The sequence below is a fragment of the Pantoea sp. V106_11 genome (genome assembly GCF_029967885.1).
GTDB lineage: Bacteria > Pseudomonadota > Gammaproteobacteria > Enterobacterales > Enterobacteriaceae > Pantoea > Pantoea ananatis.
Genome location: NZ_JASCAK010000037.1, coordinates 694,362 through 709,192, shown reverse-complemented (window position 1 = coordinate 709,192; position 14,831 = coordinate 694,362). Strand labels below are relative to the sequence as shown.

Genomic DNA, 14,831 nt, shown 5'->3' with positions numbered 1-14,831 from the left:
TTATGATGTAACCGTTAAAGTTATTATTTGAAGGTTACGATCTGTTTTGCTAACCTGTCAAATATGTTTTTAACAGTTACAGGCAGCTATGAATTCAGATCTCAACACCCACGACTTCCTTTTCCTGGCGGATAACCTCGCACTGGACTTTATCAATAGTGAATACGGCGTGGACGAGCAGCGACATGACTGTTTCAGCGACGATCGACGCGTGATGCTCTGGCTGGAGATGGCAGGGATCTTGCCGGATGGCGCGCCTTTGCAGGCACCTGATGGGCTGTTACATGAAGCGCGGGCGCTGCGCGACAGTGCACGTGCACTTGTCGATGCTGCGATGAATGGCTTATCTGCGGATCTGACTGTTCTTAACAGGCTCTATAAGGACGGGCGCCCGACGAAGCGACTGGCGTGGGATGATGACGCGCAGCGATACCAGATCGCGGTTAGCCACGAGGAGATAAGCATAGCCATCCTGCTTTGGCCGGTGGTCAACGCACTGGTCGAGCTTGTTGTCAGTGACAGCTTTACCTACGTGCGCCAGTGTGAAGCACATGACTGTATCCTGCTTTTCCATGACCTCAGTAAATCGCACCGCCGCCGCTGGTGCAGCATGGCGACCTGTGGCAATCGCATGAAAGTCGCGGCGTTTCGATCCCGAAAGCGATCGGATCAGGTTTGATTATGGCTGCAAACGGCACGAGCCCTGCGGCGAAAGTGCGCAGCACTTTGCAGCAAGGCTCAGCGGTTATCCCGCCTGATTGCAATCATTACCACATCAGATCATCGGGTACTTTGAAATCGGCATAGGGATCGTCTTCATCCTGGGCTTCCTGACTCAGCGCACTGTTTAAGACAATACTGTTGGCATCACGTTGGGCAATTTTATCAGCCACGCTCGCGGGAATAATGGCGTAATGGCTCTCTTCGCTGTTATCAACCTGCAAACGTGCGATCGCCAGACGGCCATTGATAAGTTGTGCCTGGGTGGGCTTATCCACCATGATTTTTTTAATCAGGTTGTTATCTGTGAAGTTAAAACCGATATCACCTCGGGAAATGTCGATTTTGTTCATGTCAATCAGCTGCTTCACCTGCGCCTTGTACTCTTTTGAAAGCACAGCCTGCCGTTGTTGTTCATTAAGCTGCTTGTCACGCTCTTGCTGGGCTTTTTTGTTCTCTTCTACAGCTTCGCGCGCCTCGCGGGCCTGAACACGCGATTTTTTGGCCGTTCTCTGGACCTTGTCCATTTTCTTACTGGTGACTAATCCTGCTTTTAACAGCTGCTCTTGTAAGGTGAGTTTTGCCATCTTGTTCTCTGAATCTGATGAGGAATGGGCGGGATTATACCTGAGGCGATAGCAGATTGCAGACGCTGATGTAGTGCGCACTTAAGACTCGAGCGGACGTTGTATGCGCGAAGTCGTGAGGTTCCCCACGTCGGGTCCGGTATCCGTCAGTCGCTCATCCCCGGGTTAGCGTCCTGCAGATGCTGGCTGAGAGGGAGCCGGTGGTTCGCTAACGCAATCGGCTATGCGCAACAGAGACGACGTTGAGGGAAGTCTGTAAACTTATCAAGACGCGCACTGGAATATAACAAACCTGTTAGTCACAGGCGGTAAAGCGCGAAGAGAGATAAAAAGAAGGGATAAACGCCGCCAGCGCCCTGTCAGGCGAGCACTGGCAGACAGGTCTGATGATGTCAGACCTTGAGCATTTTTACTGTGGCATCAATGTCTATCTCATCTTCAGAGAAGATTAGGGTTGCGCCCTGAAAGGTGGTGATGGCCAGTTTTTTCAACGTACGCATCTCATCGGCCTGGGCTGCGGATTTAGGTTTGATATTGTTCATTAAGATGCCCACAGACAGCACCGTATTTTCTTTATCGATACGGCTGCTGGCAGGCACTTCCTCGCTGAAGACCACATAAGACTTAATGGCAGTGAGCTTGATTCGCTCACCCGCGATAAAAATGTATTTGCTCTCTGGCAGGACTTTCACCGCAAAGGCCGACAGCCCTTTATTGTTGGTGGTGGGTTCAAACGTCACCGCCGCATCTTTCTTAATCAGATCAGGGTTGGCGACCTTAATCACGTGAAAATACCGGTTATCACCGTTTTCATCTTTGATAAAGCCAAAGCCTTTATCCTGAAACCAGGTTGTGATTGTTCCATTCATCGCCATTACCGCCTACCTAATCGTTTATCTACTCAATTTTTTCAGCGCGCAGTGTAAAACACAATGCGGGTGCAAACTACGTCTTTGGGCTAAGTGTGGCCGATAAATTTCTGCTCTGCACCTAAGCTTTTCGGGCAGAGAGGTCGGGAAGACCATGAGGGCGTGGCTGGCGGCAGATGAATAATGCCGCCCCCCACTGTGAATTGAGCAAAAACCACTCCGTTACCGGGTCAATAAGAAATTATCTGTTCGGTCACAGCGATATACTTCTTTAAAACAAATTAAAGAGGTTAATCGCATGATTTATCAGCCAAAATTTATCAGCTTCGACTGCTACGGAACGCTCATAAACTTTGAAATGGGGCCGACCGCTAAGGGGCTTTTTGCCGACCGGATTGCAGAACAGCGAATGCCTGCGTTTCTGGACAGCTTCCGTTTCTACCGGCTTGATGAAGTGCTGGGTGACTGGAAGCCGTTTTTTCAGGTCGTTGAAAACGCTATTCAGCGGGCCTGTAAAGCGCATGATGTGGAGTACCGCGATTCTGATGCACTCACTCTCTATAACGCGGTGCCGACCTGGCAGCCACATCCTCACGTTGTGGAAACGCTGGAATTGATCTCTCAACATATTCCGTTAGTGATTTTGTCGAATTCGATGGTGGATCTTATTCCCCACAGCGTCGCCCATCTTAAAGCGCCTTTTCATGCGGTGTACACCGCTGAAGCGGCTCAGGCTTACAAGCCGCGTGCACAGATTTTCGAATACATGTTTGACCAGTTGGGCTGCGGACCCGAGCAGATGATGCACTGCTCCTCCAGCTTCCGTTATGACCTGATGACGGCATCCGACCTTGGCTTTATGGCCAAAGCGTTTATCGATCGTGGGCATGAACCCGCCTTAGAAGGTTATGGCGTTGATCGGCTCACCGACTTCCGCCAGCTTGCCGGCCTGCTTGGTATTTAATGCGTCTCTGGGTGCGGAGAAACGAGGAAATATGATGCCTGATGAACAGAGGCCCAAGGCGGTTGCACTCAGCACAGCTGCGCCAGCGCTTTCGCTGCCGGCTATCCAATCTTTAGTGTCTGAAAAATATGGCATTGAGGGCAACGTCCTGCCGCTGGCCAGTGAGCGCGATCAGAACTGTTGCATCGAGCAGGCCGACGGCACGCGCTATGTGTTAAAGATCAGTAATCCCTCTGAAGCGCTGTCCATCGTGGATTTTCAGATTGCCGCGCTTAATCACATCGCCGAGGCTGCGCCCGGGCTGTCCACGCCGCGCGTCGTGCGAACGCTAGAGGGCTCCCTGCGTGACAACGTCACTCTTGACGGAGGAGAAATAACGACCGTCAGAATGCTGACCTATTTAGACGGTATACAGGTTAAGGATACGGAGAGAACCCCAGCACAGCGTTGCGCGATGGGCACCTGTCTGGCCCGGCTTGACCTGGCTTTACAGGCATTCAGCCATCCCGCTGCCAGCCACGATCTTCTCTGGAACGTTTCAGCCGCGCATCGCCTGATGGATAAGCTGGAAGACCTCGTGGATCCCACCCGTCGCAGGCTGGCTGAAAAATTTATGACACGTTTTATCACCCATATCCTGCCGCGCCTTCCGGCGCTGAGGGCGCAGGTTATCCATAACGACTTCCATCTCTACAACGTGATGGTTGCGCCAGAGGCGCAGGATCATATTACGGGCATTATCGATTTTGGCGACATGCTTTATGCCCCCCTGGTCGGCGAAGTCGCAACCGCGGCGGCCTTTCAGATGACAGGCAGCGTCGATCCTTTTGCCGGCGCCGCCCAGTTTGTCGGCGCCTACCACCAGACGCTCCCGCTTACCGATCTGGAGCAGGCGGTCGTGACCGATCTGATGGCGACCCGTCATCTGATTACCGTTTTGATTACCGAGTGGCGCGCGGTTCGCTATCCACACAATCGCGCCTATATCATGCGGCACAACCCAGCCGCGTGGGAGGCGCTGTCTTTAATGGCGGATCTGTCTCGCGATACGGCACGTGACCGACTGCTGGCTGAACTCTGAAACCGGAGAATTGTATGAAAAGCACGACAGATCTCAATATGGTAAACGCCTATATCCCCGGCCAGGTCGACGTGGGGCCGGTCACCGCCGCGATGATTCAACGGCGCGATGCGCTGCTCGGCCCAGCCTATCGCCTGATGTACGAGCATCCCTTACATATCGTGCGCGGTGAAGGCGTGTGGCTCTTCGATCCTGAGGGCCGTCGCTATCTGGATATTTATAATAATGTCACCTCGCTTGGGCATTGCCATCCTGCCGTCACCGAGGCCATCTGTCAGCAGGTTCAGACGCTGGCAACAAATACCCGCTACCTGCACGACACCATTCTGGAACTGGCCGAACGCCTGCTGGCCACCGTGCCGGAAACCGCGCTTGCGCATCTGATGCTGACCTGCACAGGCAGTGAGGCCAATGACCTGGCTTACCGTATTGCCAAAGTTCGTACCGGGGGCACCGGCATTATTGTGACCGAGACGGCCTATCACGGCATCACGGACGCGGTTTCTCAGTTTTCGCCCTCTTTAGGCACGTCGGTGGATCTTGGCGCCCATGTGCGCCTGATTCCTGCCCCACGGCTTTATCATGCTGAGGGAGCCGATCTTAGCGAGCGCTTCACGCGCGACGTGGAAAACGCTATCGCCGACCTGCAGCGTCACGGCATCAAACCCGCCGCGCTGATCGTCGATTCCTTGTTCACCAGCGATGGCATCTTGCCTGGTCCGGTGGGCTTTATGAAAGGTGCAGTTGAAGCCATCAAGCGGGCCGGTGGCGTGTTTATTGCCGATGAAGTTCAGCCCGGCTTTGGGCGCACAGGCGAGACAATGTGGGGCTTCCAGCGCCACGGCATTATCCCGGACATGGTGACGCTGGGCAAGCCGATGGGCAACGGTCAGCCGATTGCCGGTCTGCTGGCCACCGCTGATGTGCTGGCGGAGTTTGGTCAACGCTCACGGTATTTCAATACTTTTGCGGGCAATACCGTTTCCTGCGCAGCCGCACTGGCCGTTCTGAAAACCATTGAAAGGGATGGCCTGGTTGCCCATGCGCGCGATGTCGGCAAACAGCTGCTTGATGGCATAACCGCGTTGGGTAAAAAGCATGAGGCGATCGGTGATGTTCGCGGTGCCGGCCTCTTCGTTGGCGTTGAACTGGTTTCCGATCGTCTGTCGCGCACCCCGGATCGCTGGCTGACCAGTCAGGTGGTGAACAGAATGCGTCAAAAAGGCGTGCTGCTGAGCGCATGCGCAATGGGCCACAACGTGCTGAAAATTCGCCCACCGCTGGTCTTGACGGCAGATCAGGCGGGAATGATAATCGATGTCGTCGATCAGTCGCTGACAGAAGCGACGGCCGCCAGGGCTTCCCAGTCTGTTCTGAGGTAATCACCTGACCATGACGCACATTAAACCCCTCGATCGTACCGATATCAGAATACTTGAGCATCTTCAGCGCGAGGGGCGGTGTTCGATAGTGGAACTGGCTGAGGCGATCAGCCTCAGCCCCAGTCCCTGCCTGGCGCGCACCCGACGCCTGGAGCAGAGCGGAATTATTTCGGGTTACGCCGCCAGGGTTACGCTGAACAAACTGGGTAATAACCTGGTTGTGTTCTCCGAAATCACCCTGAACAGTCATTACCCGTCCGATTTTATCAAATTCGAATCCGGCGCCTGTAAGTACCGGGAGATTGTAGAGTGCTACAACATCAGCGGAGGCTATGACTATCTGTTAAAAATCATCGCCCCGAATCTTCACAGGTTTCAGGACCTGATGGATCGTTTGCTGGACGATGAGATCGGTATTGCCAAATTCGCCAGCCGGGTCGTTCTTCGGCAACCCTGGCAGTGGCGCGAAGAGCCACTGAGCGAGATTGCAACCGGGCAGGCAAGCTGGTCGTAATGCCTTGTGCAGGCTGACGGCACATCATGTTACCCCCGGCTTTTCGACCGTAGCTGAGGGTGACTTTAGGGATGAGCCTGATGCAGCGGTATTATCCGCAATAAACCAGGCCGAACGTTAAGGCTTTGAGCGGTGAAAATGATCATGCGATATCAGATGGCTGTCTTGTTGTTTGCAGGAACAACCGCTGCGCTGGCAGCGCCCCCCGTTGCCAATGTCTGGCAGATCTATCAGGCTGAACTCGCTCGCCAGTGCCCAGCTAAACATCTTGAATGGCTCGCACCGGCTGACATTCGTGATGCGCTTGATGACTATCAATCCCATCTGAGTACCGGTTTACAAAGTGCGATGACGACCGCCGAACGTCACCGCTGCCGCGATGTGTCGGCAGGTGTGACATGTGACAATGTCGGTGACCTGGATATTGCCTGGAAAAACGATTTAATGCCCGCTGTTGCGGCCTCTTTTTGTCGCCGTTTTACGATGTGCCGAAAACAGTCGGACTGCGACAACCTTGCTGCACCTTAGCGCTCGCCTACCCGCCACCGACGCGAAACCTAAGCGCATGCCGGAATCCGCAGAAGCCTTGCGATCCTTTTTAAGACAATCAATAACTGCGCGCAACGGCGCAGACATCAACCGGCGGGGAAAATAGCGCCAGGGGCAGGCAAAAAAGGCCCACCACGCGTCAGGCAGCGGCATAAGTTCGCCTGTCTTAACGTGAGGCAGCCGTCCGTTTTCGAACGTCGCGGTCACGCCCTGGCCTTTTAGGGTCAGATCGCTCGCACCAGATACACCGTTAACCCCGATAGTCAGGCGTCCGGGCGCATCCATGCGAACCGTTTCTCCATTGCGCGCAAACGTCGCGGGGACGCGTGCAACGTGGGGAAATCCTAGATTGATGCCGCCTGCCCCGGCACCGCCATTCAACTTGGGGCGCACTGAGGTCAGGCAAGGATGACAACGTGAGATAACCCAACCGGCTCAGACAAAACGCCATTCAAAGCCGTTTGCCGTTTTGTTGATATAACCGGCGGAACTTCGGGCAAAGTGAGCGCTGAACCATAGCGCCTGATTCTCGACAGCCCATTCCATCGCCCAGCGGCGTTGAACTTCAGCCTGCTCTGCATTGGCACAAAAGCGTGAGGCCAGATGAGGCTGCCTGACCTGAAGCTCATTATGCATCAGGTCACCGCTGAATAAGGCATATTCCCCCGCACTGTGCAGGATAATCGACGCATGATCGTGGCTGTGCCCCGGCGTCGGGACAACGCGTAACACTTCTGCGAAATGCGGCGTTTGACTCACATCGAACGTCTCAAGTAAACCGGCATCGATCACCGGGTTAAAGCTGTCTTCTAAAACCGTTTTTCTTGCCGGATCGTTTTGCCAGCTTTTCAGGCCAATAGCGGAACAGTGATAGCGCGCATTTTTGAAAAATGGCGTCCACTTGCCTTCAACCTGATGAGTATTCCAGCCAACATGGTCGCCATGCAGATGGGTGAGCAAAACGATGTCCACCTCATCGGGATCAATGCCTGTCTCGCGAAAACGTTGTTCATAAGGCGTATCCAGTTGGTGGGAAAGCGGAGAGCCGGGACGCTCACGTCCATTACCACTCGCTGTATCAATGACAATGACGTTATCCGGCGTCCGGACAATCCAGCTATGCACCGAAAGCGCGATATTTTCAGGAGAAAGGCCGTCCAGCTGCTGGTCTGGATACAGCATGCTCACAGATAATGACGCCTCAAGTTCCGAAACCTTGAAGACGTCACAGTCACCCACGCGATAGTTCGATTTCTGTTTCACAGTAGCCCCTAAGACAGGATGAAATGATGCTTTTGATGAGTATGATTGAATCGTATCAGCTGGAAGAGGTTATCCCTGCAAAAATCTCATCGCCCCGCCCTCTGTGCTAATCCGTCACCAGCCGGGCTATGTTTTCGCCCAAATCTAAAAGAAAGGCCTCTCGCGACGGATGTGAATCGGTTACCTGCGGAGGCAAGGTATTCATGAAGGTAAAATGCCCGGCCTCTGCCATCACACAGAGATAAGTCTGCGTGTAACCCTCCAGTGCCTGTTTAAGAAAGCAGGCCTGGGACGGGGGCGTCAGGCTGTCCTTTTCACCTGCCCAGATGTGAACAGGTACGTTCACCGCTGCCAGCGCAGACGGAGCCTGGAAAAAATCGGCGGGCGGTGCCAGTAAAATAAGTCGATGCAACATTCGGTCGCCGGCGAAAACAACCGATTCCCCTGCGCTTGTCATCGCTACAGCCCCGGTATTCAGCAATAAAATTACGCTACCCAGGGAGTGGCCAACACCGGTAACCGACGCATAACCGCTACAAAATTCATTCTGAGCCCGCGCAAGCCGCTGGCAGCGTTCCAGTAATTCAGCGCTGGCGGGCACGGGTGAGGTCAACCGTTCAAAGTGTGGCGCGACAACGGAAACGCCATGGCGGGCAAAGGTCTGGAGAAGTTCAAGATGGCGCAGCGGACTGCCGCCCAGCCCCGCAGCAAAAAGGATACAGCGCGTCGCCCCCTTAACCTGCAATAAGGTGACGTCAAACGCCTCTTCCCCATGTTTGATCCGAGACGTTTCCGTGAGATCACTTTTGTCCATCAAAACGCATCCCGCTTAACCGATTGTCAAAAATATTAACAGGCTCTCGCCACCTTTACGCGTTGGATGCCATTCTGCCACACAGCAAACCCCGGCTTGGTCAATTATGACTGGTCAGGACATTGGGATGAAACGTCATTGAGCCCCTCTGCATCCTGAGTAAATGATTTGAAGTGCTGGCGATCGTCAATTTTCACCACATAAATTGAATCAAAATCCGCTGACGGCCAGTCAGGTACAAGCCCCGCATCTCCGCCCGTTTTTTCAACAAGTGTCCGGGCAGCAATGACCAGATTTTTATGCTCCCAGGCGATCATGGTCAGCGGAACGCGTTTCTCATTGAGAAGGTCAGAGACCAGTTTACGGGGTTTATCCGCGTGAAAGCGCAGTATTACAGGCCTGGAAACCTGCACCGCCAGAGGGATCAGAGTGGAGAGTGGCCGCAGCGAACTCCCTGTTTTATCCTCTTTTGGTGCAGAGGCGTAAAGCGCATCCGGGTTTCCATAGCGGCTCAGCAACACTGCAGGAAGTTTCAAGGCCCGATTGAGACCTTTGCAGGTCAGTTGACCACTTGCGTTGTCGGGTTTTTCGCCATGACGAAAAAAAACATAGGTACTGTCGGCCTCAGCACTCAAGGGGACAAGGACAGTACACGCAAACACTAAAGCCAAAAATTTCTTCATCATGACGTCCTGTGAGTCATAAATTCGCCAGTAAGGGCCTGATTTCAGAGCAGTTCACTAACAACAGATAAACGATCGATGAACGAATGAATCTGCTGACTGGCTGCACAAGTGCGCCAGACACAGGCACAATAGCGCTTATGCCCCGTCCGGCGCATCTGTATTCTGTGCGCTGTCACCCAAGCGAGCCGGGTTGCGACCTGGCCTCCTGGCCGTTCATCTCCGAATCGGTCAGCGTCGCTCTGACATGCGGCAAACTCTGCGGATAATGTTGCTGAATAAACTCAATCATTTTCTCACGTACGTAACAGCGTAAATCCCAGGCCGTGGGAGAGTTCTGTGCGGTCATTAACAACCTGATGGTCATGGTTTTTTCGCTGGTATCGGTGACCTGGAGCACCTGCGTCTGCTGATCCCAAAGCCTCGTTTCACTGAGTACTTTTTCAAAATGCTGGCGGAGAGGTTCCAGCGGCATGGAATAATCCACGTAAAGAAAAACCGAGCCGAGTATTTGCGCGTTATTCCGCGTCCAGTTCTGAAAGGCATTTTCGGTAAAGTAGGTAATGGGCAGAACCAGTCGGCGCAGGTCCCAGATACGCACGACAACGTAGGTCAGATTGATCTCCTCAATCCAGCCCCACTCTTTTTCCACGACAACGGCATCGTCAATTTTTATCGGTTGCGTGAAGGCAATTTGGATTCCGGCAAACAGATTCACCAGCGACTTCTGCAGGGCAAAGCCAATGATGATTCCGGCTACGCCAGCACCCGCCAGAATCGTCGTGCCAAATTTACGCACACCCGGAAAGCTCAGCAGAATCATGGACAGACAGAATAACACCAGGATGACGATGGCGACCTTTTTGACATACATTAATTGCGTACGAATCTTGCGGGCGCGAAGGTTATTCGACAGATTAATGTCATAACGGATAAAGAGCATATCCTGCGCCACATTCGTCAATCGAATCAATACCGAGCAGACCGACAGGATAATAAAAATATTGGCGGTGGCGGTGATAAAATTCAGGGATTTTGGGGGGATATTAATATAATTCACCCCGATATTGATGAGCAGTAGGGGAATAAAAAGAAACAGGGATCCACGTAGATGCTTTTCAAGCGATTTGAACAGTTTTCTGTCGCGATTTTGCCAGTAGCGAATAAACACAAAAAGAACAAATCGGGACAGAAAGCCCACAATTAACGAAAAGATAACCAGTAAAACCGCAGGCACCCAGGTTGGCACCCCTGAGAACTCATCAAAGATCAACGACATCATTTTCCCTTCTCAAGCAATCGACAGCCTTCGGCTGTATGAAAGGTCACTAAAATCAGTAACCGCTGTTTTCTCGGTTATCTGCGAACGACGTGATTACGTATAGTAGTCTATGAAAAATTTGACCCACTGCCTCTTTAATCGGATAAAAACCGTTAAAGGCGGCCAGTTTTAGCGGCGTTGTGATCATAACCGACTGAAAATAAGACTTATTTACTTTCAGGCAAGCAAGATATCGCCCTCAGTTTCACTCAACCGACATTCTCTGCTGGTAGCGGGGAAAATACGCGAAAGCGCAGCAAGGCCTGGCTTCGGTGCAAAAGCATTGCCGAGCGAGACAGGCACGATTGCCGCACAACCACCACGTCAAACGCAAAGCCGTCATCTTGCAGAAGGCAAACACTCCTACCCGTCAGTTGAAAAAGGGGTTTTTCCCGGGGAAAGCACACCACCTGGTCGCCTGCGGTCGGCGACGCGCAGAACGATGTCGCTTTGGCGGGGCATATTACGTTGAGTAGGTCCACTAAGGGTGCAGCGGACCTGGCAGAGCAGTGTTGTTATCCCTTTAACGCAGACGAACCTGCTCAAGGTCAGCCAGTAAGCCGGGCCCCTGTGGCTTCCAGCCCAGATCCCTGCGGGTGATTGCAGCCGAAGCAGACATGTCCTCTGCAACAAATTTGCTCAACGCGCCAAAGTGTGCTGATGCTTCACTCGCCTCAATGCGTACCACCGGCACATCAAGCACCTGTCCAATCGTTTCGGCAATGCTGCGCAGGGGAATACCTTCTTCTGCTACGGCATGATAGCGCCTGCCCGCCAGATTTTTTTCAAGGGCGAGGACATAAAGCCGTGCAGCATCACTGATATGTACTGCCGACCAGCGGTTCTGACCCTCGCCCACCCAGGCCGAGACGCCCTTTTGCCGGGCCGTTTCAATCAATGAGGTCACTAGCCCTTGTTTCAAGGGATTATGCACCTGAGAGAGCCGGATGACGGCAACATTGATCCCTTTTTCTAAGACCGCCATTACGCCCCGTTCTGTCGCCTTACGCGGATTGCGGTGTTCAACGTTAACGTGGTTTTCAACTGCCAGGCTGCCAGACCCTGCTGAGCCCAGCGCGACGGCGGACGTGACGATCAGCGGCCGCTGCGTTCCCGCCAGGGCTTCACCCAGCGCCTCAACCACCAGCCTGTCTTTTTCGCATTGGGCGACAAACGTGGAAAAATCATGATTAAACGCTGTGTGAATAACCCCGTCGCTTAGTGACGCGCCGCGCCGCAGGCATTGAAGGTCGTTAATGTCGCCAAAAAAGGGTTCGGCACCCGCAGCAGCCAGCACTTCCGCGCCTTTTTGGCTTCGGGTCAGCCCTGAAACCTGGTAGCCGGAGGCAATAAGCTGAGCGGCAACCGCGGTGCCGATAAATCCCGTCGCGCCGGTAAGAAAAATTCGCATCCTGTCCGTCCTTACTGTGAATCAGCCATCATTTAACAACCCGATGCAGCTAATTTAGACGGGAGGCGTAATACATTCTATGCTGGAACGTCGCTGTTTTATGTCCGATCGTCCGGAGCAGACTATGGACCCGCTATCACAGTTGTTATCGCTACTCAAAACTGAAAGTTACGTTTCAGGCGGTGTTGTTCTTGATCCTGCACAGGCAGTCCAGTGGCCCGCTCATGACGGGGTCAAATGCTATGCCGTCGTGTTTGGATCCTGCTGGCTGTCCGTTGAGGGACTGGCAGAGCCCGTCAGGCTCACCGCTGGAGAGTGTTATCTTTTACCTCCCGGCCCCCCTTTCAGACTGGCAACAGACTTAACGCAAAAACCGGTCGATTTTCAGACCGTCCGGACTGAAATGATTTCCGATATCGCAACCAAAACGCACGAAACGTCAGGTTGTTTTCTGGTAGGCGGGCATTTTTTACTGGCTGGCCGCGCTGCACGCCTGCTTTTGCATTCCTTATCACCCGTGGTGCATCTTCACAGAGACGCAGATAAAAAGGCGATGTATTGGGCACTTGAACGGATGGCTCAGGAAGTGCGCGCCCCTCAACCGGGCAGCGAGCTTATCGTGCAGCAACTGGCTTTTATGCTGGTCATACAGGCCCTGCGATTGCACGCCGATGACAGCAAAACTCCCCGCACTGGCTGGCTCTTTGCTCTCCGCGATAAAAAGCTGAGCGCGGCGATAGCCTGTATGCACGATGCCCCCGGACAGGGCTGGACAGTGGAAACGCTCGCCACGCAAGTGGGAATGTCACGTTCGGCGTTCGCACAACACTTTAGCCAAACCGTCGGTATGGCTCCTGCTGCCTATCTCACCCAGTGGCGAATGCTGTTGGCCTGCGACCGCTTACAACAGACTGATGACTCTGTACTGCATATTGCCACCTCGCTGGGATACGAGTCAGAAAGTGCATTCAGAAAAGCCTTTAAGCGCGTCATCGGCTGCACACCTGGAAAATTCCCCGCAGGGTAACAGGTTCAAGCCTGCCCTGGCAGACGGCGACAGACGGGAATGTTGGACATGATGCGAGACAATCGCCGCGGTTGGCGATCGTCTCGCGGTTATTCGGCCGGGCAGACAGACGCTTCAAGTTTGCCCCGCCGATCCCACCGGCAGGCAAGCAGCCACAGCAGCGCCGTCACAATCCAGCCGATGATCCACGAGATGTCGTTGCCGGCAAAGATCCAGGTCAGCGAACCATGATAAAGCGGGTTATCGATAAACGGCAGTTGCACCAGCACGCCCAGAAAGTAGACCGAAATACCGGCCCCGTTCCAGCGCCCATAGCGCCCGTCTGGCTGCGACAGCGCCGGGATATCTACTTTGCCATGGGTGATGAGATAAAAATCAGTCAGGCTTATCGCGCTCCAGGGCACAAAGAAAGCCAGCAGAAACAGCAGGAAGTGCGTAAAGGATTTCAGGAAAGCCGGTTCACTCAGCAGGGCAATCACGCAGGCCAGCGTCACCATTGAGGTGACAAACATAACGCGCCCCGCCCGACTGAGCGAGGTTTGCTGGCGAAAACCCGACACAATGGTCGTCAGAGACATAAAACTGCCATAGGCATTTAACGTGGTGAACGTAATTTTGCCAAAGCAGATGGCGAAATAGATCACCATCGCCATGGTGGCGCTGCTGCCCAGACTCACAATATAGCCAACCTCATTGCCTGAAAATGCCTTACCGGCGATCGCGGCAACGATCACGCCCAGGGTCATTGATGCCTGGGTGCCGGTCATGCTGCCAAAGAACACCGAGCAGAACAGCGTCTTTGCGGAAACATCAGCGGGAAGATAGCGCGAATAGTCAGAGACATAGGGGCAAAACGCAATTTGCCAGGAGGAAGACAACGAGACCGCCAGCAGAAAGTTAGCCAGTGTAAAATGGCGATTCTGCCATACCGCCGATAAATCGTGAGTGGAGAGCAGCGTGATGAATAAATAGGCAAAGGCCAGGACGCCGATCACGCTCGCCAGTTTCCCCAGTTGATGAATCACACGATAGCCCAGCACCGCAATCACCACAATAAGGGCGCTAAACACCACCATTCCGGTCGCGTTGCTGACGTGAATAAGCTTCGCCAGCGCCTGTCCCGCCAGCACCGTACCACTGGCAGAAAAGCCGACGTACATTATACAGACCAGCACCAGGGGAATGACCGCACCGAATACACCAAACTGCATGCGGCTGGTGATCATCTGCGGTAACCCCAGGCGCGGGCCCTGAATGGCATGCAACGACATGATGCCCGCCCCGATGATTTGGCCGACCAGCAGCCCAACCAGCGACCACACCACATCGCCGCCCAGAACCACAGCCAGCGCGCCCGTGACAATGGCGGTGATTTGCAGATTACCGCCAAACCAGAGGGTAAACTGGCTGAAAGGCTGCCCGTGACGTTCGCGCGGCGGGATGTAATCAATCGAACGGGTTTCTGACAGGCGCGGTTTCTTTGCGCCTGAATAATCTGCTGCAGGTGATTCAGCTGGCATAGTTTCCTCACTGGAACACAGCATACGCGGTGCGTTGAGACCTATTGTTGAACGGATGGATGCGTAAACGGTAGTACATGTATATACATGTAACGATACTGTCACGCGAGTTGAGAAGTTACAAGA

At 53.7% G+C, this 14,831-nt stretch carries 15 protein-coding genes; 7 read left to right on the top strand and 8 right to left on the bottom strand.

Going from position 1 to position 14,831, the window contains the following annotated elements; all coding sequences use genetic code 11:
- Positions 1 to 88 precede the first annotated feature (88 nt).
- A complete protein-coding gene (locus QLG08_RS22155) occupies positions 89 to 679 on the top strand; it encodes an ABATE domain-containing protein (protein ID WP_029569975.1) in 591 nt (196 codons plus the stop codon).
- Between the two features lie 88 nt (positions 680 to 767).
- Here the strand turns inward: QLG08_RS22155 and QLG08_RS22150 are convergent, their stop codons facing one another.
- A complete protein-coding gene (locus tag QLG08_RS22150; protein WP_014593642.1) occupies positions 768 to 1,307 on the bottom strand; it encodes a DUF2058 domain-containing protein in 540 nt (179 codons plus the stop codon).
- 392 nt (positions 1,308 to 1,699) lie between these two features.
- Complete coding sequence (locus tag QLG08_RS22145) at positions 1,700 to 2,182, bottom strand: cold shock domain-containing protein (RefSeq protein WP_013025692.1); 483 nt, start codon at positions 2,180 to 2,182, stop codon at positions 1,700 to 1,702.
- Positions 2,183 to 2,474: 292 nt separating this feature from the next.
- On the opposite strand from QLG08_RS22145, the gene QLG08_RS22140 reads away from it, so the two are divergent.
- From QLG08_RS22140 to QLG08_RS22120, 5 genes are all read left to right on the top strand, one after another.
- Positions 2,475 to 3,140, top strand: a complete 666-nt coding sequence (locus QLG08_RS22140) for a haloacid dehalogenase type II (protein WP_104933356.1) — start codon at positions 2,475 to 2,477, stop codon at positions 3,138 to 3,140.
- Positions 3,141 to 3,255: 115 nt separating this feature from the next.
- The gene (locus tag QLG08_RS22135; protein WP_228225216.1) at positions 3,256 to 4,221 is read left to right on the top strand and encodes a phosphotransferase; all 966 of its coding nucleotides are present in this window, start codon (positions 3,256 to 3,258) and stop codon (positions 4,219 to 4,221) included.
- 14 nt (positions 4,222 to 4,235) lie between these two features.
- Complete coding sequence (locus QLG08_RS22130; protein WP_029569972.1) at positions 4,236 to 5,603, top strand: aspartate aminotransferase family protein; 1,368 nt, start codon at positions 4,236 to 4,238, stop codon at positions 5,601 to 5,603.
- A 10-nt stretch (positions 5,604 to 5,613) separates the two neighbouring features.
- Positions 5,614 to 6,117 carry an Lrp/AsnC family transcriptional regulator gene (locus QLG08_RS22125; protein WP_013025688.1) on the top strand — a complete coding sequence of 168 codons (504 nt, stop codon included), beginning with the start codon at positions 5,614 to 5,616 and terminating at the stop codon, positions 6,115 to 6,117.
- Positions 6,118 to 6,261: 144 nt separating this feature from the next.
- On the top strand, positions 6,262 to 6,645 hold the full coding sequence (locus QLG08_RS22120; RefSeq protein WP_202631234.1) for a hypothetical protein: 384 nt from the start codon (positions 6,262 to 6,264) through the stop codon (positions 6,643 to 6,645).
- Positions 6,646 to 7,101: 456 nt separating this feature from the next.
- Here the strand turns inward: QLG08_RS22120 and QLG08_RS22115 are convergent, their stop codons facing one another.
- From QLG08_RS22115 to QLG08_RS22095, 5 genes are all read right to left on the bottom strand, one after another.
- On the bottom strand, positions 7,102 to 7,929 hold the full coding sequence (locus tag QLG08_RS22115; RefSeq protein ID WP_013025685.1) for an MBL fold metallo-hydrolase: 828 nt from the start codon (positions 7,927 to 7,929) through the stop codon (positions 7,102 to 7,104).
- A gap of 106 nt (positions 7,930 to 8,035) precedes the next feature.
- Positions 8,036 to 8,743, bottom strand: coding sequence for an alpha/beta hydrolase (locus QLG08_RS22110; protein WP_041457621.1), 708 nt, complete (start codon positions 8,741 to 8,743; stop codon positions 8,036 to 8,038).
- Between the two features lie 104 nt (positions 8,744 to 8,847).
- The gene (locus tag QLG08_RS22105; RefSeq protein WP_013025683.1) at positions 8,848 to 9,429 is read right to left on the bottom strand and encodes a histidine phosphatase family protein; all 582 of its coding nucleotides are present in this window, start codon (positions 9,427 to 9,429) and stop codon (positions 8,848 to 8,850) included.
- A gap of 172 nt (positions 9,430 to 9,601) precedes the next feature.
- On the bottom strand, positions 9,602 to 10,708 hold the full coding sequence (locus tag QLG08_RS22100) for a mechanosensitive ion channel family protein (protein WP_014593636.1): 1,107 nt from the start codon (positions 10,706 to 10,708) through the stop codon (positions 9,602 to 9,604).
- 562 nt (positions 10,709 to 11,270) lie between these two features.
- A complete protein-coding gene (locus QLG08_RS22095; protein WP_013025681.1) occupies positions 11,271 to 12,158 on the bottom strand; it encodes an SDR family oxidoreductase in 888 nt (295 codons plus the stop codon).
- 79 nt (positions 12,159 to 12,237) lie between these two features.
- On the opposite strand from QLG08_RS22095, the gene QLG08_RS22090 reads away from it, so the two are divergent.
- Positions 12,238 to 13,185, top strand: coding sequence for an AraC family transcriptional regulator (locus QLG08_RS22090; RefSeq protein WP_013025680.1), 948 nt, complete (start codon positions 12,238 to 12,240; stop codon positions 13,183 to 13,185).
- An 89-nt stretch (positions 13,186 to 13,274) separates the two neighbouring features.
- Here the strand turns inward: QLG08_RS22090 and QLG08_RS22085 are convergent, their stop codons facing one another.
- Complete coding sequence (locus QLG08_RS22085) at positions 13,275 to 14,705, bottom strand: cytosine permease (RefSeq protein ID WP_238493330.1); 1,431 nt, start codon at positions 14,703 to 14,705, stop codon at positions 13,275 to 13,277.
- Between the last annotated feature and the right edge of the window lie 126 nt (positions 14,706 to 14,831).

Excerpts from the sequence above, each read along its gene's own strand:
- QLG08_RS22155 (WP_029569975.1), top strand. The coding sequence starts at position 89 with ATGAATTCAGATCTCAACACCCACGACTTCCTTTTCCTGGCGGATAAC.
- QLG08_RS22150 (WP_014593642.1), bottom strand. The coding sequence starts at position 1,307 with ATGGCAAAACTCACCTTACAAGAGCAGCTGTTAAAAGCAGGATTAGTC.
- QLG08_RS22145 (WP_013025692.1), bottom strand. The coding sequence starts at position 2,182 with ATGGCGATGAATGGAACAATCACAACCTGGTTTCAGGATAAAGGCTTT.
- QLG08_RS22140 (WP_104933356.1), top strand. The coding sequence starts at position 2,475 with ATGATTTATCAGCCAAAATTTATCAGCTTCGACTGCTACGGAACGCTC.
- QLG08_RS22130 (WP_029569972.1), top strand. The coding sequence starts at position 4,236 with ATGAAAAGCACGACAGATCTCAATATGGTAAACGCCTATATCCCCGGC.
- QLG08_RS22125 (WP_013025688.1), top strand. The coding sequence starts at position 5,614 with ATGACGCACATTAAACCCCTCGATCGTACCGATATCAGAATACTTGAG.
- QLG08_RS22120 (WP_202631234.1), top strand. The coding sequence starts at position 6,262 with ATGCGATATCAGATGGCTGTCTTGTTGTTTGCAGGAACAACCGCTGCG.
- QLG08_RS22110 (WP_041457621.1), bottom strand. The coding sequence starts at position 8,743 with ATGGACAAAAGTGATCTCACGGAAACGTCTCGGATCAAACATGGGGAA.
- QLG08_RS22105 (WP_013025683.1), bottom strand. The coding sequence starts at position 9,429 with ATGATGAAGAAATTTTTGGCTTTAGTGTTTGCGTGTACTGTCCTTGTC.
- QLG08_RS22100 (WP_014593636.1), bottom strand. The coding sequence starts at position 10,708 with ATGATGTCGTTGATCTTTGATGAGTTCTCAGGGGTGCCAACCTGGGTG.
- QLG08_RS22095 (WP_013025681.1), bottom strand. The coding sequence starts at position 12,158 with ATGCGAATTTTTCTTACCGGCGCGACGGGATTTATCGGCACCGCGGTT.
- QLG08_RS22090 (WP_013025680.1), top strand. The coding sequence starts at position 12,238 with ATGCTGGAACGTCGCTGTTTTATGTCCGATCGTCCGGAGCAGACTATG.
- QLG08_RS22085 (WP_238493330.1), bottom strand. The coding sequence starts at position 14,705 with ATGCCAGCTGAATCACCTGCAGCAGATTATTCAGGCGCAAAGAAACCG.